Annotated in this window: 18 protein-coding genes; 3 read left to right on the forward strand and 15 right to left on the reverse strand. The window is 51.3% G+C overall.

Annotated features, from left to right (window positions below):
- Nucleotides 1-34: 34 nt before the first annotated feature.
- Nucleotides 35-934, reverse strand: a complete 900-nt coding sequence (locus tag ACTJKB_RS14340; protein WP_440834828.1) for a LysR family transcriptional regulator — start codon at nucleotides 932-934, stop codon at nucleotides 35-37.
- Between the two features lie 246 nt (nucleotides 935-1,180).
- On the opposite strand from ACTJKB_RS14340, the gene ACTJKB_RS14345 reads away from it, so the two are divergent.
- Together ACTJKB_RS14345 and ACTJKB_RS14350 are read left to right on the forward strand one after the other, a co-directional pair.
- Nucleotides 1,181-1,717 (forward strand): GNAT family N-acetyltransferase, encoded by a 537-nt coding sequence (locus ACTJKB_RS14345; protein WP_440834829.1) that lies wholly within the window; start codon nucleotides 1,181-1,183, stop codon nucleotides 1,715-1,717.
- 98 nt (nucleotides 1,718-1,815) lie between these two features.
- On the forward strand, nucleotides 1,816-2,544 hold the full coding sequence (locus tag ACTJKB_RS14350; protein ID WP_440834830.1) for a 3'-5' exonuclease: 729 nt from the start codon (nucleotides 1,816-1,818) through the stop codon (nucleotides 2,542-2,544).
- Nucleotides 2,545-2,859: 315 nt separating this feature from the next.
- On the opposite strand, the gene ACTJKB_RS14355 is transcribed toward ACTJKB_RS14350, so the two are convergent.
- Nucleotides 2,860-3,816, reverse strand: coding sequence for a 3'-5' exoribonuclease YhaM family protein (locus ACTJKB_RS14355; protein ID WP_440834832.1), 957 nt, complete (start codon nucleotides 3,814-3,816; stop codon nucleotides 2,860-2,862).
- Nucleotides 3,817-4,026: 210 nt separating this feature from the next.
- Nucleotides 4,027-6,324, reverse strand: coding sequence for an FMN-binding protein (locus ACTJKB_RS14360; protein ID WP_440834833.1), 2,298 nt, complete (start codon nucleotides 6,322-6,324; stop codon nucleotides 4,027-4,029).
- A 471-nt stretch (nucleotides 6,325-6,795) separates the two neighbouring features.
- Here ACTJKB_RS14360 and hemH point away from each other — a divergent pair, with 471 nt between their 5' ends.
- On the forward strand, nucleotides 6,796-7,812 hold the full coding sequence (gene hemH, locus ACTJKB_RS14365; RefSeq protein ID WP_440834834.1) for a ferrochelatase: 1,017 nt from the start codon (nucleotides 6,796-6,798) through the stop codon (nucleotides 7,810-7,812).
- A 115-nt stretch (nucleotides 7,813-7,927) separates the two neighbouring features.
- Here the strand turns inward: hemH and ACTJKB_RS14370 are convergent, their stop codons facing one another.
- From ACTJKB_RS14370 to ACTJKB_RS14425, 12 genes are all read right to left on the reverse strand, one after another.
- Nucleotides 7,928-8,353 (reverse strand): IDEAL domain-containing protein, encoded by a 426-nt coding sequence (locus tag ACTJKB_RS14370; RefSeq protein ID WP_440834836.1) that lies wholly within the window; start codon nucleotides 8,351-8,353, stop codon nucleotides 7,928-7,930.
- A 345-nt stretch (nucleotides 8,354-8,698) separates the two neighbouring features.
- Nucleotides 8,699-10,504, reverse strand: a complete 1,806-nt coding sequence (locus ACTJKB_RS14375) for an adenine deaminase (RefSeq protein ID WP_440834837.1) — start codon at nucleotides 10,502-10,504, stop codon at nucleotides 8,699-8,701.
- Nucleotides 10,505-10,560: 56 nt separating this feature from the next.
- Nucleotides 10,561-11,793, reverse strand: a complete 1,233-nt coding sequence (locus ACTJKB_RS14380; protein WP_440834839.1) for a pyridoxal-phosphate-dependent aminotransferase family protein — start codon at nucleotides 11,791-11,793, stop codon at nucleotides 10,561-10,563.
- A gap of 22 nt (nucleotides 11,794-11,815) precedes the next feature.
- The gene (locus ACTJKB_RS14385; RefSeq protein ID WP_440834841.1) at nucleotides 11,816-13,099 is read right to left on the reverse strand and encodes a M20 family metallo-hydrolase; all 1,284 of its coding nucleotides are present in this window, start codon (nucleotides 13,097-13,099) and stop codon (nucleotides 11,816-11,818) included.
- A complete protein-coding gene (locus tag ACTJKB_RS14390; RefSeq protein WP_440834842.1) occupies nucleotides 13,096-14,490 on the reverse strand; it encodes an allantoinase in 1,395 nt (464 codons plus the stop codon). Before ACTJKB_RS14390 ends, ACTJKB_RS14385 begins: the two co-directional genes overlap by 4 nt.
- A gap of 36 nt (nucleotides 14,491-14,526) precedes the next feature.
- The gene (gene uraH / locus ACTJKB_RS14395; protein WP_440834843.1) at nucleotides 14,527-14,877 is read right to left on the reverse strand and encodes a hydroxyisourate hydrolase; all 351 of its coding nucleotides are present in this window, start codon (nucleotides 14,875-14,877) and stop codon (nucleotides 14,527-14,529) included.
- A gap of 218 nt (nucleotides 14,878-15,095) precedes the next feature.
- Nucleotides 15,096-15,629: a 2-oxo-4-hydroxy-4-carboxy-5-ureidoimidazoline decarboxylase gene (gene uraD / locus ACTJKB_RS14400; RefSeq protein WP_440834845.1), complete on the reverse strand. Its 534-nt coding sequence runs from the start codon at nucleotides 15,627-15,629 to the stop codon at nucleotides 15,096-15,098.
- A gap of 99 nt (nucleotides 15,630-15,728) precedes the next feature.
- Complete coding sequence (locus tag ACTJKB_RS14405; protein ID WP_440834847.1) at nucleotides 15,729-16,658, reverse strand: ABC transporter permease; 930 nt, start codon at nucleotides 16,656-16,658, stop codon at nucleotides 15,729-15,731.
- Between the two features lie 30 nt (nucleotides 16,659-16,688).
- Complete coding sequence (locus ACTJKB_RS14410) at nucleotides 16,689-17,804, reverse strand: ABC transporter permease (protein WP_440834848.1); 1,116 nt, start codon at nucleotides 17,802-17,804, stop codon at nucleotides 16,689-16,691.
- Nucleotides 17,801-19,333, reverse strand: a complete 1,533-nt coding sequence (locus ACTJKB_RS14415) for an ABC transporter ATP-binding protein (RefSeq protein ID WP_440834850.1) — start codon at nucleotides 19,331-19,333, stop codon at nucleotides 17,801-17,803. The genes ACTJKB_RS14410 and ACTJKB_RS14415 overlap by 4 nt, the downstream gene beginning before the upstream one ends.
- Before the next feature lie 107 nt (nucleotides 19,334-19,440).
- A complete protein-coding gene (locus tag ACTJKB_RS14420; RefSeq protein WP_440834852.1) occupies nucleotides 19,441-20,613 on the reverse strand; it encodes a BMP family ABC transporter substrate-binding protein in 1,173 nt (390 codons plus the stop codon).
- A 281-nt stretch (nucleotides 20,614-20,894) separates the two neighbouring features.
- Entirely contained in the window at nucleotides 20,895-22,469 is a 1,575-nt protein-coding gene (locus tag ACTJKB_RS14425; protein WP_440834854.1) for a PucR family transcriptional regulator, read from the reverse strand.
- Nucleotides 22,470-22,768 lie beyond the last annotated feature (299 nt).

The following is a 22,768-nucleotide window of genomic DNA, read 5'->3' on the forward strand; positions in this document are numbered from 1 at the left end:
TGCAATCATGCGCTAATAGAGTTTTTTAATCCATTTATACAATAAGTCGATTAGGCGTTTTGCCCGGCACGATCTCCAGCAGGCTTTCAATAAATCCGGCATGCTCCCCATTCAGAGAGATCAGGCTGGTCCGTAATGAGATGCCCTCCGTCTCGGCAATATCCACCCGAATCAAAGTTCCGGCTTTCACTTCATCCTGAACACTCAGGGCCGGGAGAAAGCAAATACCCGCTTTTCTGATCACCAGCTTCTTGGCTGTCTCCAGATTATCTACCTGATACACAATATTCGGCGGCTGCTCCATGCTCTCAAATACGCGGTGGAGCCGCAACCAATCCAAAGAACCGCATTCAAAGAAAACAAGCGTCTCCTCGCGAATACTCTGAATGGAAGTGCGGCCCGGCCCGGACTGTGCCAGAGGATGTCCCTCATACACATATAATGAGATGGGGTCTTCACAGAATGGATAGGCCTGGATCGCCGGATTCACTACTTTTCGGATAAAGGCAAGGTCAATATCCTTCGCTTTCAGCTTGTCAATCAAAGCTTCGGTAGACGCTGTTGTCAGTTTGAGCGTCAGGTTTGGATAAGCGCTCTTCAAATGCAGCAGAAGATGCGGCATCAGATAATTGGAGACTGATACCGTACTCCCGATTCTCAGCTCATCCGGAACAAGTCCCTTCGATTGGATTTGATGTTTGCCTGATTGGTAGACCTGCAGAATTTGCTGAGCGTAGGGGAGGAACTGCCTGCCTTTTTCTGTGAGATGTATCTGTTTGCCGAGCCGGTCAAATACTCTGCAATCCAGCTCCCGTTCGAGCGACTGAATACGGGCAGTCACTGTAGGCTGGGAAATATACAGGACATCTGCGGCCTTATTGAAGCTCCCATAGTGGTTGATATATACAAAGGCCTCAATATTTTCGATGTTCAATTGCCTTCCCCTCCATCTCACACATATAATATTCACTTTTCCAATCGATTAACAAGGAATTAAAGCAGTACTTACCTATAGATTTAGTTTATATCTTATTCACAGCTCCTTTTCTTGTCAACTAATCACTCTTATAAATAGAACTTTTCTATCCTTTTATCAGAATTGTTAAATCCCTCTTATATTCATCGGATTTGTCAATTATAATTAATCTCAATCATTTGGATTAGGAACAGGAGGCATACTATGTCCAGCTTTAAAAAGATCCATATCCGCAACGCAGCGGATTCAGACCGTGATGCCATTGCCGAACTGCTCCTGGAGGCCTATGGTCAATATGCAGCCGAACTGCCTGAGCCCTTTTGGGCTGAATACCGTCATTCCATTCTTGATTCTGTAGACGGAACTGCTCCATATGCGCGGATCATCGCTGAAATGGACAACCGGATTGTCGGAAGTGTGCTGCTCTTCCTCTCCTCCGAGAAAGCGTACGGGAGACCGGAACTGGGCATCCATTCCCCTATTATCCGTCTACTGGCCGTCTCTCCGGGTACCCGGGGCCGCGGGATCGCAGCATTACTGATCCGTGAAGCAGCCAGAAGATCCAAGGAGCTTGGAGCCACTACCTTGAATCTCCACACCTCGGATATGATGGCTTCAGCGATCAGGCTCTACGACAGACTAGGTTTCCAGCGGGCCTATGACACCGATATTATGAACGGAAATACCCTGGTCAAGGGCTATTGCCTTGATCTGGAAACCTTCACCAATCCTTATAGATAAGAGATACCATATTAACTAACCTTTGTAAATTGAATAGATTGTAATTGATCATCCGCTCCTTTAAAATTACCTTATATGATGAATAAGGGGCTTTACCTATGAATTTTACAGCGATTGACTTTGAAACTGCCAACTCCAGCCGCTCCAGCGCCTGCGCTTTGGGGCTTGTTCAAGTGAGAGAAGGAGTTGTGAGCACCGAGCATGTATGGCTGATTGATCCGCAGCAGCGGTTCGACGGCATGAATATTGCGATTCACGGGATCACCCCCTCGATGGTTGAGGGTAAGCCTACGTTTGATGAACTGTGGCCAACGCTTGAACCGCTGCTGCAGGGAGAGGTTGTGGTAGCGCATAACGCTGCCTTTGATATGAGTGTCCTGCGTTATTGTCTGGACCGCTCGGCCTTCAGCTATCCGGATTTTCAATACATGTGCACCTACCTGCTTGGCAAAAAGATGCTGCAGGAGCTGCCCTCCCATAAACTGAATGTGATATCCCAGTATTTCGGGATCAGCCTGAAGCATCACGATGCACTGGATGATGCCAGGGCTGCAGCCGCCATTCTACTCAAGCTGATGGAACGAGAGCAGCACACTGATCCCTTACATCTGGCCGGGAGTCAAGGCTATAAGGCCGGAACGATGTATGCCGGCGGCTATACCCCTTTCAAGTCTCCGCCTAAGAAAACTGCCAAGAAACCTGCTGCCAAAAAATCTGCCACCAACAAGCTTTCCGGTGCTCCCGGTGCTCCGGGTCTTTCATCCTCTTCTGCTTCCCTGGGCCGGAAAGATTTCGGCGGTTCATCTAACTTTAGCAGTTTCTTTTAATTCTGCCCTGACCACAGCGCTTCCCCCAGCACACAGAACCCCCGATCCATTTAGCGGATCGGGGGTTCTTCCTGCTTCTTCTTGCTACACAACCCTATCTATATCCGTTGAACTTGAAAACTACTAAAAAGGGTAAATGACGGAGGAGAAGTTTGGAACTGGAGGAGCGAACGCGTCCGCCTTTATATTTGGATTTCTACCGCGTCCAGCGGTTTCAATCAGGAAATCCAAATATAACAGCGGCCGGAAGTCCAAACATTCTCTGGAGTCACGGCAAACCCTAAATAGAAAACTTTCATTTTAATGGAGATAGAACTATATCTTCATCCGATACACAGCCTTATTCTCCAGCCCCCGGATGAACGGCGTCCACTCTTCTGTCTCCGGTGTCGTATCCAGCGCATCTTCCACCATTTGCAGCTTCGCATCCATCGCATCAATATGGTGAAGAGCCACGGCCTCTGCCGTCTGCGGCTGAACCGGGCTTCCCCACTCACCCAGGTTATGGTGAGATAATACGAGATGCTGCAAGCCGAGCACTTTTTCCGATTCCAAATCAATATCTGAGCGGATCGCAGCCTCGGTGATCCAATTGGACGCCATAGAGATATGGCCGATCAGCTTACCCTGCACACTGTAGTCAGATACAATCCCGAACTGCGAGATCATTTCCTCGGGCTTGGCGATATCATGCAGAATAATCCCCGCCTTCATCAGATCGGGATTCAGGAACGGCCGCTGCTTGCAGAGGAACTCGCCGATTTCCAGCATCCGCACCATATGATAAGCAAGACCGGCGAAATACGCGTGATGATGGGTTTTGGCCGCCGGATAATGCATTAATTTCTCTTCCACTTTGCCCACACAAAACGATACAATGGTCGCAATCTCCGGGTCGGTGATGCTATTCATCACCCCTTTGATGGTATGAATCAGATCCACCGGACGGATGGGTGCGGACCTTATAAAATCAGTGAGTGAAACATTATCCGAATCACTTGCCAGTCTGATCTTGGTAATCTTCACTTGAAGCTTCTCGCGGTAAGTATGCGCAACCCCGCGTACCTTCACAAGCGCCATCGGGAAAAAGGTTTCTTTATCGGTCGTACTTGCATCCCAATATTTAGCGGATATTTGGCCGCTGGAATCACCCAGAACAATATCAAAATAATCCTTCGGAGGAGTACCGTTTGTTTGTTTGATTGCCAGCTCCCGTAACAGATAAAAGCCGACAAATTCATCCTGCGGAGATAGCTGTTTAATAAGTGTCATTTTGGAGCCTCCCATTACTAACAGGCTGTCACCTGTTGTGTATATTAAACTTTAGACATTCACCTCCAAAAACCCTTTAAATTACTATACGATTGCCATCGCAATTTATGTCCCATCCCATCATAACCCGTTCTTCATCGATATAAAAAGGGGTTATCCCAGGCCAATTGCAAATGACCAAGGACAACCCCTTCAATGCTTATTAGGAAATTACTTACCTGCTGTTTCCAGAGCGGCTTTGATCGCTTCTACCACTTTGGCAGAGACTGTTTTCTCATCATCGTTGGAACCGAATGCAGCCGGACGATATCCGTACTTGTGCAGACCAGAACCGGACGAGGTAGTCTCAATTTCAGCTTTTACTGCTTTTTCAGCGTCGGTCAATTGATTGAGTCCCTTTACTTTTCCTGCATAGTCCAGGAAGTAGAGAACCATGTTCACAGGAACACCGTTTTTGACATAGACCATAACATTTACCGACTTGTCAGTACTTACACCAATGAAGGTTCCGTCAAAGTAAGCTGCTTTGTTCGCTTCAGTAACTTCGGCTTTGCCGTAAGCTCTGTCCACAGCAGCCTTTAGTGCCTTGCTGCTGCTGGTTGCGCCAGATACTGCATCTACTTGCTGAACGCCTTCTCTGGTGCCTGCGGCAAGGAAGCTGGCTGTCAGCTGAGGAAGGGCTTTTTGTACTTCAACATAAGCGTTTTTACCCAGGTCAACCATGTTCATGCCTACACGGGTAAGCGTTACATTTACGATTTTACCATTACGCAGGGTAACATCAGCTTTGTTGGTTCCTTTATCATAAGCATCACCATAGGCGGTGAATGTACCGTCTTTATAAGTGCCTTGAACTTTGGAAGCATTGGTCAAAGCGTCAACCAGAGCTGCCTTTGCTGCTGCAGACAAGGTTTCTTGACCGTTTACATAATCCATTTCTACGCCTTTGTCCAGCATAGCTGCTGTAAGCTGGTTCACCAGCGTTTTTTGTTCTGGAGTCAGCTTGTCGTCAGCAATCAGCTTGCCGTCGGTTCCAAACAAGCTCATTTTAATACCAGTTACCTGGTCTGCTGCTACATCAACAAGCAGCAGGACTTTGGAAGCATTGTCTACACCGGCAAATTTTCCGTCAAAATACTGGCCGGCTGTTGGAACTTTCAGAGCCTTTTCGAAAGCTCTTTCTACAGCCTGATTCCAGCCGTGGCTGCTTTCAGTAGCGCCGGAAATGCCGTCTACCTTCTCATCATAATTAGCGATATAAGAACCATTAGCAAGCAATTTTGCAGTCATTGGTGCATTGGCTTTAACCACTTCCGCATAGGCAGTTGCGCCTCTGTCGATCAGGTTGGTACCCAGTCTGTACAGCTTTACATCTACCAGCTTGCCGTTGCGGATAATAACATCTGCTCTTTCTACGCCTACGCTTCTTGCAGTACCGTAAGAAGAATAGAATCCGTCAATGTAAGCGGAAGTGTTGTTGATGGTAGCGTTTTGTTCAGCATCCCAGAAAGCCTTGATAGCAGCCTTGGAATCCGCTTCGTAGCCGGCAACTGGCTGAGCGGAAGAACCGTTAGCGAGCAGTACAGGTGTAATTGCCGTAATCGCAGCAGTCTGTTCTGCAGTGTACGCCTTCTCATCCACGAAACTTCCATTGGCATTCAGCGGATACAGCTTAACAGCAGTAAGCTTGTTCGCATCATAGCTGGCGAATACTGCATATTTGCCTTCTGGATCCACACCCATGTGATCTCCGGCAAAATAAGTAGCATCAGCAGGTTTTACCTCAAGCGATCTTTCAAACGCTCTGTCTACCGCCAGTTTCCAGCCGTTGCTGGAGCGTGTTGCGCCGGAAACAGCATCAACTGCTGCTGCACTGTCTCTGGTTTGGCCAAGCAGTCTGTTTTTCATTAATCCGTAAGCCACCCATACGCCGCTGTAATTGTCGCGTGCGTTGGCATCGATGATTTTCGGATTGGTTCTCATAAGCTCGATAGCCGTAATCTTGCCATCTTTGATTGTTATTTTAGCACCTTCTGTGCCTTTGGAGTAAGCGTTGCCATAAGCAACGTACACTCCATCCTGATACACAGCTTGTTTTACTGTTACGGGTTTAGCAGTTGCTACCGGTTTAGCTGTGGCAACTGGTTTAGCTGTAGTAACTGGTTTGGCTGTGGCAACTGGTTTGGCTGTCGCAGCTGGTTTGGCTGTCGCTTTTGGCGTTGCAGCCGGTTTTGCTGTCGCAACTGGCTTGGCTGTCGCTTTTGGCGTTGGTTTCACTGTTGGCTTTGGTTTTGCCGTTGGTTTTGGTTTTGCTGTTGCTTTCGGTGTTGGCTTAGCCGTAGCGGCCGGTTTGGCTGTGGCTGCCGGTTTGGCTGTGGCTGCTGGTGCTTCTTCCGATGCTGCTGAAACCGCATCCACCTTCAGGTTCAGAGCAGGTGCATTAATCGTGTACGCAAGTGGTGCGAGCAGCAAAGCTGCGGTGACTGTCAAAGAAATTAGCTTTTTCAATGAGTATTCTCCTTTACCATATCCCCAGTAATATGTAGCATTTCAAATACAAGCTTCAACATGCTTATCTCTCTTCTGTTCTTATGAAGATCCTCCTTTCTCTTCATAAGACATAAGAGTTCATCCCCCCTCTCCAGTTCGTGCGCGACCCATCCCGTGTACGAAAGAATACATCCATTTTATATGGTCTATACAAAAGGTGAATTAATTCACAAAAGGATTCAAGCCTGCCAGCGGTAATTTCTGGCTTGATGGTATCAAATTTATCCTTTGATTCTCTGTATACAAAATCACATACCCTATAAGAAACATCACTATTTCGCAATTAATTCAAAATAGATACTTTTTATCTCTCTCAATTCCTCCCATTTACTCCGGGTTATGATAATCATGTGATTCTTTATACTGTATTCTCAATAATGGATGTGATATTTTAAAACGATGTCTATTGGATAGAAAGGAGTCCTAACCATGCTGTCCCCCCCTCCTATCGGAGTCATTCTTGCTCAGATTGGAACTCCCGAAGCCCCCAATGCCAAGGCCGTCCGGCCCTATCTGCTCCGTTTCTTATCAGACCGAAGAATTGTTGATTATCCGCCGCTCTTCTGGCAGCCGCTGCTAAGGGGAATCATTCTACGCGTCAGGCCGCGCCGTTCAGCCCTGCTGTACAGCCAGATCTGGCATCAGGACGGCTCACCACTGCTGATTCATTCACTAGCCCAGTGTGCCGCGCTTCAGCGGATACTTGGCAGGTGTTACCAGGTAGAGCTCGGGCTCGCCTATAGTACGCCAAGCATGGAGCAGGCGATCGCTAAGCTGGAAGCGGCCGGTGTAACACGGATGATCATCATTCCCCTTTTTCCGCAATATTCTTCTACTACAACCGCTTCCGTCTATGATGCTGCGAGCTTTGCCGCTCTTGGACGTCGCAGCGCCAGCGGTCCGGTAACCAAAAGATTTGTCCCGGCCCTGCGATTTGTGGAAGCCTACTATAATGAACCCGGCTACATCTCGGCGATGAAGATGCATCTTCAGCAGCACATAACCCGCTTAAGTTCAGTGCCGGATTATTTTGTGCTGACCTTTCATGGCATTCCCCGCAGATATGCTGATACAGGAGATCCCTACCCGCTGCAGTGTCTGGAAACGGCAAGGCTGCTTGCGGAAGCCATGGATTGGAAGCCAGGATGCTGGCAGGCTACTTTTCAATCCCGCTTCGGACGGGAGGAATGGATTGGCCCTTCTACCTCTGATGTTCTTAAGGAGCTCGCCAGCCGTGGAGTCTGCCGACCGCTGATTTTCTCTCCCGGGCTTGTAACCGATTGCCTTGAAACACTGCATGAGCTGGCCATCGAAGGCCGGGAGCTGTTCGAAGAGGGCGGCGGGCAAGCAGACAACCTCATCGCTGTTCCTTGTCTGAATGAGAATGAGGCATGGATTAAATTTCTGGCCCAGCTGGTAGAAAGGCATGGTCAAGGCTGGAGGTGAAAGTCCCCTCCATATGCGGACAAAAATAATACAAGCCGCCTATCCGCATAAAAACATGCGAGTAGAGCGGCTTGTCAGTCTGATTCCGTAAGGACTCTATGAATGAAAGTTAGACTCATGCAGTCAACTGTTTGTATTTGGAAGTCAATTCCTCGAACCATTGCTTATCCTGCAACGACAGTGCAAAATCGATTAATTCGGCGATTTCTCCCGGCTGCAATTCAGGTGAATCATTGAAACTCACCTCAGCCCACGCCACAGCCCCTCCATCAGCACCTTCTGCAAAATCATAAGAAAAACGAAGCTTGATATCACTCTCCAAAAATTCGTTCCTCAGGAAGTACAGCACCTCACACATCAGAACCGGCCGGGTATGGTTGTCAAAGACACACTCCATAACCTTGGCCCAGTAGTGCTGGTTGTTGAGATGCAGCTTGTCATTGGTTAACAGATACTGCTCACCTTGAAAATCATTGACGAACCTCAGTTCAAGCGGCTCCATTTTAAAAATGGCCGCGATTTGCTTTCTGGTGATATTCACGATGTCTTGCGTATCCAATCTCATCATTTCATACACCCCGTTCCTCATATTTGGGCTTTCCGTACCTTGTCATCATCACAATAAGGCAATAATTTTAACTAATTTAAAAGTATTATCGTCTATTTCCTGCTGTTTGTTAATCTTTTTCATAAAAATTTTAAAAAAATATGTTTCTTAATGTGATGAAATGGTTAATTTATATGTTTTGATTACAATATCGTTACTTTTTACGGCCCGAGGAGTCTAAAAGTACTACGTCCAGCGATTATTTCCATAGTAAAAATGGGGTATCCCAGTCAAATGAATGACTGTAGACACCCCATCGTTTGAATTGGCTATTTTGAACTATACAAACAAGGAAACGAGTTGAATTCCCTCTTCCGGTGAGATGCGGACCAAGCCTTTATCGGAGATGCGCAGAGTCGGAATCACGGCCAGCGCAAGCAAGGACAAGGTCATAAAGGCATAATTCAACGTACACCCCGAATCATAAAGCGCTTTGCTGATCGCCGCAGATTGTGCCGCTGCAATTTCGAACGGCTCTACGGACATCAGTCCGGCGATAGCCAGCGGAAAAAGCGTGGTTCCGGTGGCTGTGAATACAGCCACACCGCCCTGAGTTTCCGCTACCGCCCTTGCTGCTGCCGCCATCAGTTCATCATCATTGCCAATCACCAGCACATTGTGGCTGTCATGGGCCACGGTCATGGCTATGGCCGCAGGCTCATGGAAGCCGATTCCTGCTACAACACCAACCGATTTGTTGCCGGTTCCTTTGTGACGCTCAAAGACAGCTATTTTGCAAAGGCCGTTCTCTAACTGCAGTCTTCCTGCTTCTACGGGCAGTTGTAGAATAAGCTCCTCCGTCTCCACATGGTTCTCAATAACCCGAATGACCCGTGTTGGCAGACTACCAGATTCAATGGGGGTACGGATCACAAAATCCTCAGCCACTGGGAGCTGCGGCAAATGAACCGAAGTCAGCACCTCATCAGGATACGTATACGTCTCAAGGGGAACAGTCATGAACCCATTCTCGGCCACCACAACACCTGCCGCTATAGTCGTCACTACATGAACATCCGCCAGATTGCCGTCCAGCAAAATCATATCGGCACAGGACCCCGGTGTAATCGAGCCGATATCACGGGCAACCCCAAAGCGTTCAGCGGTGTTGATCGTCGCCATTTGAAAGGCTGTCACCGGCTTCACCCCTTGCGAGATGGCATGGCGCACCACAAAATCCATATGACCTTCGTCGCGCAAGGATTCCGAGCTGCGGTCATCGGTCACGAGCAGCATCCGGCGCGGGTCCAGCCCATGCTCCGTGTGTGCGGTAATCGTCTTCGCCACATCATGCCAGGCGGAGCCGCGCCGCATTTTGGCATACATACCCAGACGGACGCGTTCGATTACATCCTCGGCCGTAACACACTCATGATCGCCGGTTACGCCAGCGGCCGCATACACAGGCAGCCTCCAATCATTCGAAGGCCAGGTGAAATGCCCATCCACCACCCGGCCTGCGCGCAATGTCGCCTGAATTTCCCCGAGCATTTTTGCATCGCCGTAAACCACACCGGGGAAGTTCATCACTTCGCCCAGGGCAATAACGTCGTCGCCCCAGGTATAGGCTTCCGCTACCTCATCCGGTCCTATGGAAGCGCCGGTCGTTTCAAATTCGGCACCCGCCGAAGGCACGCAGGAGGCTACCTGCATATATGCAGCGAGCGGTGTTCCGCGCATCTCCTCCAGCATCAGCTCAATACCCTTCAGTCCGAACACGTTGGCAATCTCATGCGCGTCGAAGAATCCGCCTGTAGTACCAAGCGGTAGCACAGCGCGGGCAAACTCCGTCACCGTCAGCTGCGTACTCTCAATATGACAGTGTCCGTCCAGCAGACCCGGAGCCAGATATCTACCGGCGGCTTCAATGACCCGAGTACTTTCGCCGGTCATGTGTGAGACGTCCTTGCCCACATATGCGATACGTCCGCCCTGAACGGCGACAGACATTCCCTCCAGAATTTCACCAGAGCATACATTGACAAGTTTGCCGCCAGTAATAACCAGGGTAGCCGGCAGATCGCCTCGCGCGGTGGCCACAAGATCGGGGACACAATCGGCAAGCGGTTTTCTTTCAAATAACATATACTTCTCTCCTCCCGTTGACATATACAAACAGCATTATACCGGATAGGATAGCTTTATTCCGCATTTGCCTCATATTCATCTAATGCTGCCTGAACGCCAAGCCCGCAAGGAACCGCATAGCCGTGCCGCAGCAGGGCAGCCTCCAGTGCACCCAGCACACGCAGCACATTATTCTCGCGGCAGCTGAAGCCCATGGTGCCAATGCGCCAGATCAGCCCTTTTAATGGACCGAAAGAGCTGGCAATCTCAATGCCAAAGCGGCTAAGCAGCATCTCCCGCACCGACTCGCCGTCCACCCCTTCCGGAATGAGTACACAGGTCACAACCGTCAGCTTGCTCTCCGGGTCTCCATACAGCTCTAGGCCCATTGCCGTAAGTCCAGCGACCAGAGCCCGTTCGTGCAAGGCATGCCGGGTATGCCGCTCCCGAAGCCCTTCTTCCAGCACGAGCCGCACCCCCTCCCGCAGTGCATAGAGCATGGAGGTCATTTCAGTATGGTGATTCAGCCTCTGTTCGCTCCAGTAATCCTGCAGCATGCCCAGATCAAAATAATTGCTGCGAACCACTGGCAGCTCACTGCTCTGAGCTCCGCCTGTGCGCAGTCCGCGTTCTACCTGTTTACGCTTCATAAGTTTGGCTTCGGCGCGCTCATTATAGGTTACCGGCGCCATGCCTGAAGGAATGGACAGGCATTTCTGAGTGCCGCCGACAACGGCATCCAGCATCCAGGCATCTGTCTCCACCGGTACCCCGCCAATAGTCGCCACAGCATCCACAATCAGCAGCGCATCGTGCTCACGGCAGGCCCGCCCAATCCCGGTCAGCGGCTGCACCCGTCCAGTCGAGGTCTCGCCATGAACCATGGCAACCACGTCAGGGTTGACGCTCTTGATCGCGGTGATGACCTCCTCCGGCGTAAATACACTGCCCCAGGTTTTCTCGATCGTGAATACCTCGGCACCGCAGCGTTCGGCGATCTCATGCAGCAAATGGCCGAACCGCCCATAGATCGGGATCAGCACCCGGTCACCCGGAGCGATCAGGCTGACCATTACTGCTTCAATACCGGAGCGTGAGGTACCGTCCACGGGATAAGCCCATTTATTCTCCGTTGCAAACAGCTCGCGCAGCATTCCCATCGTCTCATTCATAATGTCTGTAAATTCAGGATCGAATTGTCCAAGTACGGGAAAAGACATTGCCCGCAGCACACGCGGATCGACCTCCACCGGTCCGGGGGTCATAATGCACCGCAGGGACGGTGACAAATCTTCGTACCGCTTCATGATTATCTCTCCCTCTATAAGTTCAGTTTTGCTCGTAGGCAAGCTTATATAGTAATGCTGTCAGAACATCCAGCCCAGCCGCCAGCTCCCCTGGCGAGGAATATTCCTCCGGAGAATGGCTGATCCCCGCCCGGCTGGGCACAAAAATCATCGCCGTCGGACACCTTGGCGCGAACAGCTGAGCATCATGCCCCGCCCCGCTCACCATACTGCGGAAGTCTCTCCCCTGCTCCTGACAGATATGTTCAAGGGCTTCACATAGCGCCTGGTTCATCGGAGCGGGAGACGTAGCCAGCGTCTGCTCAAGCTCAAGCTTAAGCCCGCGCCGGGCCGCAATCTCTCTAAACTTTGCCATGACCCGGGAACAGAAGCTCTCCAGCCGCTCTGTCTCACTGTGGCGGATATCCAGCGTGAACTGCACTTCGCCCGGGATCACATTCGATGTTCCCGGAAAGACTTCCAGCCTGCCAGTGGTGGCTACCAGCGGCTCCCCCTCTTCAACAGCAAACTGCTCAAGCGCAGACAGCATCTCCGCTGTACCGGCAAGCGCATCCTGGCGCAGCCTCATCGGCGTTGTTCCGGCATGATTCGCGGTTCCAATGACTCTGGCAGTGAATCGTCTTTGGCCAACAATCGCCTGCACCACCCCAATTTGCTGAGCGGACTGCTCCAAAATGATGCCCTGCTCGATATGTAGCTCGACATACGTCCCGATATCGTCTCTCCGGGCGGAAATCATGAGGCGGTCAGCGTGATCATCATGGTTTGGCTGGCTCCCCTGGTTAAGTAGACCGCAGGACTCCATTGCCGCCATAAGTGTAATCCCCTCCAGATCAGAGACAGACTCCGCCATGCTTCCGTTGTATAGGCCCGTCACATTCCCGGAACCCCAGAACGTCAGCGGAAAGCGGCTCCCCTCCTCCTCACAGAACGCAGCAACCTCCAGCGTCCGCAGCGGACGCCCGAAAGTCTCTGCCAAATAGTGCATCGCGGTGACAGCAGCCGCTACTCCATAAGCTCCGTCATATTTGCCGCCGTTCACAACGGTGTCGATATGGGAGCCGGTAAGGATTACTTTATCAGAATCCTGTGATCCGCTCAGCCGCCCAAAGACATTACCTACTGGATCCGTATGAACCTCCAGCCCGAGCACAGCCATTTTTTCCTGCAAAAAATGCTGTGCCCCGCTCCACTCCGGCGTATATAGCAGACGGGTAACACCCGGTCCCGGGGTGCTGAACGCTGCCAATTCCTCGAGCAGCTCCAGCATGTCTGCAGCCGGGGCGTGCAGGAACGGCCTCTTCATAGAGCCGGCTGCCCATAATTAATTTGCAGCCATTTTCCTTTGTCCGGCGACACCACACCTTGTTCAGCGGTATATACCACATTCCCCCGGCAGATCGTGGCTGTAACCTTGCAGGATAAAGTCATTCCGGTATAGGGGCTGTGCTTGTGCCGATAGAACAGATCCGCCGCAGCCAGTGTGTAATCGGCCCTTGGATTCAGCAGCACCAGATCGGCATCCAGCCCCGGCGCGATAGAGCCTTTGCGGTGGTCAAGTCCGAATCGCCGCGCCGGCTTCTCCGACAATAAAGCCGAGACTAGGGTAACCGGCAGTCCGCGCACATGAACTCCTTCATGGAACATTAGCTCCAGGCTGCTCTGAGCCCCCGAGATCCCGCCCCAGGCTTCAAAAAATGTTAAATCAGGATTCAGCTTAAGCTCAGGCGGACAAGGCGAATGATCTGAGGCGATCAGATCGATTTTGCCCTCAGCCAGCACCTCCCACAGCTTTTCCTGCTCTTCTGGGCTTCGGAGAGGCGGAGCGCATTTGGCTACAGGCCCCAGCTGTTCCATGCTGTCTTCACTCAGCATCAGATAATGCGGACAGGTTTCTGCCGTCACATCCAGTCCGCGCTGCTTGGCAGCATGGATCATCTCAATCGCGGCAGCCGTGCTGATATGCACGAAATGCAGCCGGCAGCCGGTACGTTCACTGTACAGCAGCGCCCGTGATACTGCCTCAAGCTCCGCTATCGCAGGGCGGGAAGCAGCGAAGTCCCGCGCTCCAGTCTTTCCGCTGTGAACAGCATCCGCCGATAACACGGCCGTAATATCTTCACTCTCCGCATGCAGGGCGAGAATACCGCCGAGTGCGGCGATTTTTTGCATTCCCAAATACAGCGTCTCGTCATCCACCTCACGAAAACGCCCTTCTCCTTCACCGCCAGGATTAGAGATAAAGGCCTTGAAGCCAGTCACGCCGGCCTTCGCCAGATCCTCTAAATCCCCTAGATTTCCAGGAACAAGACCGCCCCACAATACATAATCCACTGCAGAATTCCCGGAGGCAGCTTCTGTCTTGAGCTGAAGTGCAGCCTGATTTACCGTAGGCGGATTCCCATTCAGCGGCATATCCGCATAGCAGGTACATCCTCCTGCCGCCAATGCTGCCGAACCGGAACGAAATCCTTCCCAGTGGCCAAACGCCGGTTCATTAAAGTGCACATGCATATCGATCATTCCCGGCAGTACATAGTGCCCCTCCGCATCAATGAGCGTGGTATCTGCCGCCGCCTGAAGCCCTTGGCCCAGTGCAACGATCTTCCCGTCCTTAACCCCAATATCCAGCTTCCGTACTTCTCCGGGCAGCACGACATCTCCATTTTTGATAATAACCTCGTATGATTCCTCCATGAATCGGTCACCTCCGGTCATTAACTCTTGCTCTATTTAGCTGCCCCGGTATGTACTGTAGCCTCCGGGAGCAACAAGCAGCGGAACATGATAATGATCTTCTGTCTTAAGGATATTGAACCGGATCGGGACCTGTTCCAGAAAAAAGACTCCTTCCTGTCCGCTATCCCGAAAGTAATCTCCAGCCAAAAACAGCAGCTCATAGCAGCCCGGGACTAGCTCCACTCCTTCCAGCAGCGGAGCATCCAGTCTGCCGTCATGGTTCGTGGTTGCCTCACGCAACAGCTCGCCTGAGCCTTCTACAAGGCTCCAAAGTTGTAGTTTCATCCCTGCAGCCGGCATTCCACGTGACAGATCCAGCACATGAGTTGTCAGACGGCCGCTCATGCTCCAGGCCCTCTTTTCCAGCTATGTCTATCTATCAAGCGGATGCTCACAGACCGCTGAACCGTTCCCGCATTCATTTCCAAGTCATCAGCAATCCCAAGTGTGCTTCCCGAATTCCCCAATTCACAGGCTATACCAACTATCCCCACTCCAGTCATGATAGAGCACCTCCGCTGGTTCTATTGGTCCTATATCTTCTGTTTCAATTTACTCTCGCTTTATAGCTCTGGAGCCTTCTCCTGAATCAGATCATTCAGCCGGAAAGCGGTGATTTTGCCAATCTCTGTAAGCGCCTGCTCCCACTCTTCCTCCAGTGTCCGGTTCACACGTTCTTCAATAGACTGGATGATATCATCCTTATTCTTGCCGCGCACAGCCAGGATAAAAGGAAAGCGGAATTGTTTCGTATATGCCGCATTCAGCGCGGTAAGTCTGGTGAATTCCTCCGGAGTCAGGCGGTCCAACCCAGCCCCCTGCTGCTCCGCTGCCGATAACGGACTGACCTGAAGCCGGGTCGCCAAATCCGGATGTGCGCGCAAAAGTTCCTCTACCTGTTCTTGCTCCGCATTACGCGCCGTATGTACCATAATCTTATGCAATTCTGCGATGGAGTGAAACGGATTATGCGTATACGCCCCCTCCGCTACCCAAGGCGAATGTTCGAAGATTCCCCCAAGACTCACTACAAATTCCGCTTTGCTCATACGGTTTATATCTTCCAGTGTCAGAAATATAGGCGGTGTCGTCGTCACAGGCTTTCCTTCTTTCTCTAGTTAACTCATTCCCGATTGTTTTTAATTTTAACTTCTTCAAGGTACGTTTCATAGCTTAATCGCCGCATATTTATACATTCAGAAACGCTGCTCCCTAACGTACGGTGTTCCCAGTGATTCCGGTGTGCCGGAGGGCTTGTTGCGGTTGCGGTAACCGAGGTACATCAGTACCAGAATCGTTACAACGTATGGAATCATCTTGAGGAAATAGGGTGGAATCGTACTGCCGAGCAACTGCATGCGAAATCCGAGTGAATCAAGCGCTCCGAATAAATAGGCACAGAACAATGCGCGAAGCGGATTCCATCTGGCGAAAATCACCAGACCGACGGCGATCCAGCCCCGGCCTGCCGTAAGCCCTTCATTCCATGTAGGCGCGTAAGACAGCACCATGTCGGCACCCGCAAGGCCAATCAGCACCGTCCCGGCAGTGACATAGCTGTAACGGATCAGCTGTACGCGGATGCCCATAACGTCAGCTGTCGCCGGGCTGTCTCCAACAGCCCGCAAATGCAGACCCCAGGAGGTGTGGTGAATCAGCAGATGCAGCGCGAGCACCAGCAGCAGGCTTAACCATGTCAGAACATCCATCCGGCCAAAGATATCACCGACCACCGGAATCGACTTGACCCAGCCCAGATCCAGCTTGGGCGAAGGACCCGGCAGCGGAATCCCACTGATAGACTTGCCCAGATAAGCACTTAGGCCACTGCCGAACAGCGTCATCGCCAGGCCGGACATGGTCTGGTTGGCGCGCAGTGTGACACACAGGAAGGAATGAACGATGCCAAGTACAGCAGTGATAGCCATGGCCGCTAGGAGAGCCAGCAGCAAATTTTCTGTGCGGATATAGACGATACAGGTGGTGACCGCCCCCATCAGCATCAATCCTTCCGCACCCAGTTGGATAATACCTGCCCGTTCATTCAGGATGCCCCCGAGTGTAGCTAGCAGCAGTGGTGTTCCGGCAGATATGGCGGCTATTAGTAACTGTGTAGTGAAATCCATGGGTAAACTCCCTTCTCTAAGAGGATGCTGCTATGCACTCCGGCGGATGCGGAAACGGTGGATCATATCGCCGGCAATCAGGAAAAACAAGATTGCACCCTGCAGCATTTCCGAAATGGACGAAGGCAGTCCAATGGTCTGCACACTATAGCCGCCAACAATAAGACCGCCGAACAGGATCGAAGTGACGATCAGACCTAGCGGATTCAGCTTGGCAAGCCAGGCGACGATAATAGCGGTGTAGCCGTAACCCGGCGAGATTCCCTGCATCAGCTTGTGCGTGACCCCAGACACCTCGGCCATGCCTGCAATGCCGGCCAAACCGCCGCTGATCAGCATGACAATAATAATATGCTTCTTGATGTGAATTCCTGCATAACGCGCAGCGGTCGGATTGGCACCGATCAGCCTCAGCTCATAACCCCAGCGGGTGAATTTGATCATCAGATAATAGATGGCTACCGCCACCAGACCAAAGATCAGCCCGATATGCAGTCTCGTGGTTCCCAGCACCGGCAGCGACTGGGCGACGGTGAACATCGGTGAGCCCGGGAAATTGAAGCCCTTAGGGTCTTTCCATGGACCAAACACTACGTAATCCAGCGCAAGCAGTGCTACATAATTCAGCATCAGAGAGGTAATCAGCTCATTAACGCCGAAATGGGTCCGCGGAATCGCGGTCATGAGTCCCCAGAGAGCTCCGGCGGCTGTTCCGAATACCAGCATCAGTGTAATAGACCAGAAGGAAGGCAGATCGGGAAAATAGATGGTTACCGCCGTAGCAGCCATTGCCCCCACAGTAAGCTGTCCCTCCGCGCCGATATTCCATACGGAGATGCGGTATGCAACCGCAATCCCCAGTCCGCAAAGCAGCAACGGTATCGCTTTAACCATCGTTTCGGTGAAGCCATAGGAGGTGCCGAAAGCCCCGCGGAACATTTTTTCGTATACAGTAATCGGGCTCATGCCGTTAGCGGCAATGAACACCGCACAGAGCAGAAGCGCCAGAATGATAGACAGAACCGGTGACCACCAGGGGGAACGCGTGCGGCTTACGTCATACTCCAGACGCATGGGGAACCATTTGCCGGGTTTGGCCGGAGCGGAGTTTATCAATACGGCGTCACTTGTATTTTTGGGACTCATATGGCGCTCGCCTCCTTGTTCCGGATTCCGGCCATGAGCAGGCCGATGTGCTCCCGGTCCGCATACTCATGATCACTCTCACCTATGATCGAACCGTTGTACATCACCAGAATCCGGTCAGACAACTGAAGCAGTTCATCCAGATCCTCGGATATCAGCAGCACTCCGCTGCCCGTACTCCGCAGCTCCATCAATAAATCATGCACACCGGCAGCAGCGCCTACATCCAGCCCCTGCGTAGGATGGACCGCTACCATCAGCTTCGGCTGGTGGCTCACCTCACGGGCGAATAACAGCTTCTGCTGGTTGCCGCCTGACAACTGCTGTACCGGGGTATCCAGCTCTGGCGTTTTGACATTGAAGCGTTCGACCAGAGCCTGCGACCAGGAACGGTTTTTAGCCACCTTCAGGAATCCGAATTTGGAGTGTTCGTCACTGCGGTAAGACTTGAACAGCAGATTATCTACAGAGCCCAGACGTCCGGCCAAGCCGCTCTTCATCCGATTCTCCGGCACATGGGAGATGCCCGAATCAATAGCACCGCGCACCGAAGCCGATTTTACCGGCTTGCCATCAAATTCGATGTCGCCGTTCTTCCAGGTTCGTAGCCCCGTCAGTACTTCTGCCAATTCCTTCTGTCCATTGCCGGCAACCCCGGCAACCCCTACAATCTCGCCTTCGCATACCTTGAGGGATAAGCCATCAAGCGCCTTGCGGCCGTGATCGGCAGTGACCTCCAGATTATTGACCACTAGCAGAGGTTCTCCAACGGAGGCATCGCGCTCCTGCCGGGAGATTTCAACCTCACGTCCAACCATCAGACGGGCCAGCTCCAGTTCATCCGTCTCTGCTGTGGCCAGCGTTGCAATCATCTTCCCTTTGCGCATGACGGAGATATGGTCAGAGGAGGCCATAACCTCCTTCATTTTATGCGTAGTCATGATGACCGTCTTGCCAGCCTGCTTCATGACCTGCAGGGTCGCAAACAGCTGCTCCACCTCACCGGGAGTCAGCACCGAGGTGGGTTCATCCAGAATGATGATATCTGCGCCACGGTAGAGTGTCTTGACGATCTCCACACGCTGCTGCTCGCCCACGGACAGCTGCCAGATCGGACGGTCCACCGGGAACTTGAGTCCGAACCGCTCCGCCAGACCTTCAATTTCCCTGTGTTTATTCTTAATCCATTTGCTGCCACGCCAGAAAGACGACTTTTCGCCAAGCACGATATTTTCCGCTGCCGTGAGACTTTGCACCAGTCGGAAGTTTTGAAATACCATGCCGACGCCAAGGAGGGCAGCATCTTTGGGGGAACGGATTTTGGCCGGCTGGCCGTGAACGAAAATCTCGCCTTCATCCGCTCTGTATACCCCTGAGAGCATACTCATGACCGTGCTTTTACCTGCTCCGTTCTCACCAAGCAGCGCGTGAATCTCACCCGCATTTGCCGAAAAATCGACTTGATCACTTGCCGTCACAGAACCAAATTTCTTCACGATCCCGCGCATCTCAACCGAAGGGTCCTGCATGATGGGACGCTCCCTTCCTTATAGTTGTAGTACGGGTGGGGAAGGCTCCGCCTGTACGGAACCCGCCCCACCCATAAGGCCTTGCACTATTCACTTGGTTGCAGCGCTTATTTTGGGATGGTACCTTCAATGCCTTTGGCCAGCCAGTTCATGGACAGAACTTCTTCAAGGGTCAGCTTTTGGCCTTCCTGTACCTGAACCTTGCCCTGGTTGTCAGTGATAGGGCCGGTGAATACATCCAGCTCTCCGCTGATGATTTTGGCCTTGGCATCTTCTACAAGCTTCTTTACATCATCCGGAACTTTGCTGCCGAATGGCGCAATGTCGATCATACCGTCAGCCATATCCCCGGAATACTGTTCGTTCTTCCAGGTTCCGTCCATTACGGACTGAACAGCCTTCACATAATAAGGTCCCCAGTTCCATACAGGGTTGGTCAGATAATTATCCGGAGCGTATTTTCCCATGTCCGAGTCATTCCCCCCGGCAAAAGCACCGCGTTCTGCTGCAGCCTGCAGGGTTGCAGGAGAATCCTGGTAGGCGAGCAGCACATCTGCGCCTTTATCCAAAAGACTGATCGCCGCCTGCCGTTCCGTTGCAGGGTCATACCAGGTATTCGTCCAAACCACGTCCACCTTAATATCCGGGTTGACGCTCTGTGCGCCCAGTGTAAAGGCGTTGAGGTTATAGATAACCTCACTGATCGGGAAGGCTCCTACATAACCAAGGTGATTTTTCTTGGTCATTTTGCCGGCTGCAATGCCCGCCAGGTAGCTGCCTTGATAGTTTTTACCGAAATAGGTTCCCATGTTGGCGGCTGTTTTGTAGCCGGAAGCATGCATGAATTTCACGTTTGGAAATTTATTAGCTACGTTAAGGGTATAGTCCATATACCCGAAGCTCGTTGTAAATACGATATCATGACTCTGGGCAAGCTCGGTGATGATACGTTCGGCATCGGCACTTTCCGGAACATTTTCTACAGTGTCCGCTTTAATGCCGAGCTCCTTCTCCATATACTGGCGGCCCTGATCATGCTGGTAGGTATATCCGCCGTCACCCGGAGGTCCAATGTAGACAAATGCAACCGTCGGCTTCTTCGCTGCCGGCTCTGTTGTTGCCGCCGCCTCTGTTGTTGTGCCCGCATTCGATGCTGCCGGTGCTTTCGTGCTGCTGGCGTTGTTGCCGGAATTATTGTTGCTTCCACACCCTGCCAAAACCACCGCTAACAGGAACATTAATGCGAAGCTGAAAGTAAACGCTTGACCCCTTCTTTTCATAATTCTCCTCCTCCAGTAAATCTCTCATAATAGCACAAGCCATTAATGTATCTCTACTATACTGAGACGCAGCGTTCGCGTAAATTTATATAACATACGTTTGTGCCATTTTATAAGAACTGATGTTTTTTTTGTGCTAAACGCACTAGGATATCTCGAATCATCCTTAAAATATGTGATAATTCATAACACAAAACTTGATATCGATGATTTTCATGTCAGTTCACATTATATGAAGTCAGTTTATCTATCACATATTTGAAACCGCCAGGGTGAATACTTCAACCTTGCTCTAACATGCTGCGGAAAAGAAACACGAGCTTGAGGCGCATGAGATCATTGATCTTTTTGAAATCAACATCCAGCAGTTCGCTAAGCTTCTCAATCCGGTAGGTGGCGGTATTGCGGTGAATAAACAGCTTCTTTGCAGTCTCATTCACATGTCCGTCATTATCCAGATAGACCTCCAGGGTATGCAGCATCTCCCTGACATACTCCGGTTCCCGGCTCTGAAGGCCGCGCAGACTGCTACTGCAGTATTTCTCCATGGTTTCAGCCGGTATCTGGCGCAGTAGCAGGTTCAGTTCAAGCTGACGGTAATGCACAACATTTCCGTGCCCTCCCCAGTGTTGGGACATCCCCATACATTCCTTGATCTCGGCAAAAGCTTCCTTCAGACCCTCCGGCTTCATCTTGGAGCTGCTGAGTGCAGCACGAGGATAATAGCCTTTATCAAATTTCAAATTATCGAAACAGGTATTTACCCATTCCCGAAATTGTTCCGGGCTGTGCGGACCCGCCGGATACAGCGATAACAGACCTTCGTCCATCATCACATGGATGCTATTTAGCCCATGCAACTCCGGCTGCTCCAGATATTCTTCCTTTAAGCGAAGCAGTTCTCCGAGGCGCGTTTCTCCTGAAGCGGCAGTATCGGTAAGCATCAATTGAAACGGAGCCTGCAGCAGCTCCACCTCCAGCTTGGCTGCAGCCTTGGCCATTTCACCGCCGGACATTCCACCGCTTAGGAAGCGCCGTAAGAGTCCGCTGAACTCCCTGTGTTCGGCATGCTCGAAATAATCTTCATAACCGGAATGAATATGGTAGGATATCAGCTCGCCCCCCTGAACAAACAAGCTTTCTTCGACAGGCAGCAATAAAGGGTCAATGGAGCAGTATAAAAGATAACCGGAGCACTTGTCGCCCTGTAGCAAGGGAATCCGAAACCCGGTTTTGTCACCGATGCGGAAGCGCTGGTTCCGGTTCTGCCAAGGCCAGCCTTCCAGCAGCTGCGGCGCTGCGTTGTCTGAATTATTGAACACCACATCTCCACGGGCGCTGATGACAGCCAGCGGAGTCTCAATCACTTCCGATACCGATTCGAACAGCGGGCGGCTGCGCCCGGACCGCAAAGCGAAACGCATTAGCTTACGCTGCTTATCCATGATGCTCTGGAGCACACTGGTGCTGCGCGTAAGCTCAGCACGGAACAGTCCGTTCATCTGGTCGGAGAAAGTAAACTGGAACGGCAGCTCAATCAGCGGAAAATTCAGCGTCTCCGCTTCAGCAATCAGCTTCTCCGGAACGGCGTCCCAGAATCGGCCCAGCTTGATGCCAAGGCCCGCAGAGCCGCGCCGGTTCAGGGTCTGAAGCAACGCCGATGCATCCTCCAGACTATCCTTAATTAGATAAGCTGTCGTAAGCAGCATCTCTCCTTCTTTGATCCAATCGGAAATATCCGGGGCATCCATCACATTGATAGATTTGATAATTCGGTGTTTGCCCTTCGAGCCAGCGATCAGCCTCGCTTCGGACAAAGGATAAATGGACAACGCTTCTTCGACCGTAAGATGCATGGCCACTCCTCCTTCTATTAAAATCATGTATTGGAAATCCATTCGCTCTTAATGTTATGTTATGTAACATTATAGATAAAGATACCTATGATGGAAAGAGGAAAATGCAGATATCTGATAATTATGTCAGGTAACATTACACATGTCACATAATCTTAACGATCGGGCTCAGAACAGTAAGCCGAAATAACGCAGAAACGGATCCCCCTTAAGTAAGGACGGCATCCGTTTCTGCGTTATTTATGGTAAATCAAGGGAATGCCCATACATGTTCACCGAACAACATCACCCTGGCGGGT

The sequence above is a fragment of the Paenibacillus sp. 22594 genome (genome assembly GCF_052044425.1).
GTDB lineage: Bacteria > Bacillota > Bacilli > Paenibacillales > Paenibacillaceae > Paenibacillus_AQ.

What these genes read in the sequence shown, in the direction of transcription:
- ACTJKB_RS14345 (WP_440834829.1), top strand. Translation starts at nt 1,181, where the DNA reads ATGTCCAGCTTTAAAAAGATCCATATCCGCAACGCAGCGGATTCAGAC.
- ACTJKB_RS14420 (WP_440834852.1), bottom strand. Translation starts at nt 20,613, where the DNA reads ATGAAAAGAAGGGGTCAAGCGTTTACTTTCAGCTTCGCATTAATGTTC.
- ACTJKB_RS14350 (WP_440834830.1), top strand. Translation starts at nt 1,816, where the DNA reads ATGAATTTTACAGCGATTGACTTTGAAACTGCCAACTCCAGCCGCTCC.
- ACTJKB_RS14425 (WP_440834854.1), bottom strand. Translation starts at nt 22,469, where the DNA reads ATGCATCTTACGGTCGAAGAAGCGTTGTCCATTTATCCTTTGTCCGAA.
- ACTJKB_RS14390 (WP_440834842.1), bottom strand. Translation starts at nt 14,490, where the DNA reads ATGGAGGAATCATACGAGGTTATTATCAAAAATGGAGATGTCGTGCTG.
- ACTJKB_RS14380 (WP_440834839.1), bottom strand. Translation starts at nt 11,793, where the DNA reads ATGAAGCGGTACGAAGATTTGTCACCGTCCCTGCGGTGCATTATGACC.
- uraH (WP_440834843.1), bottom strand. Translation starts at nt 14,877, where the DNA reads ATGAGCGGCCGTCTGACAACTCATGTGCTGGATCTGTCACGTGGAATG.
- ACTJKB_RS14410 (WP_440834848.1), bottom strand. Translation starts at nt 17,804, where the DNA reads ATGAGTCCCAAAAATACAAGTGACGCCGTATTGATAAACTCCGCTCCG.
- ACTJKB_RS14405 (WP_440834847.1), bottom strand. Translation starts at nt 16,658, where the DNA reads ATGGATTTCACTACACAGTTACTAATAGCCGCCATATCTGCCGGAACA.
- ACTJKB_RS14355 (WP_440834832.1), bottom strand. Translation starts at nt 3,816, where the DNA reads ATGACACTTATTAAACAGCTATCTCCGCAGGATGAATTTGTCGGCTTT.
- ACTJKB_RS14385 (WP_440834841.1), bottom strand. Translation starts at nt 13,099, where the DNA reads ATGAAGAGGCCGTTCCTGCACGCCCCGGCTGCAGACATGCTGGAGCTG.
- hemH (WP_440834834.1), top strand. Translation starts at nt 6,796, where the DNA reads ATGCTGTCCCCCCCTCCTATCGGAGTCATTCTTGCTCAGATTGGAACT.
- ACTJKB_RS14415 (WP_440834850.1), bottom strand. Translation starts at nt 19,333, where the DNA reads ATGCAGGACCCTTCGGTTGAGATGCGCGGGATCGTGAAGAAATTTGGT.
- ACTJKB_RS14375 (WP_440834837.1), bottom strand. Translation starts at nt 10,504, where the DNA reads ATGTTATTTGAAAGAAAACCGCTTGCCGATTGTGTCCCCGATCTTGTG.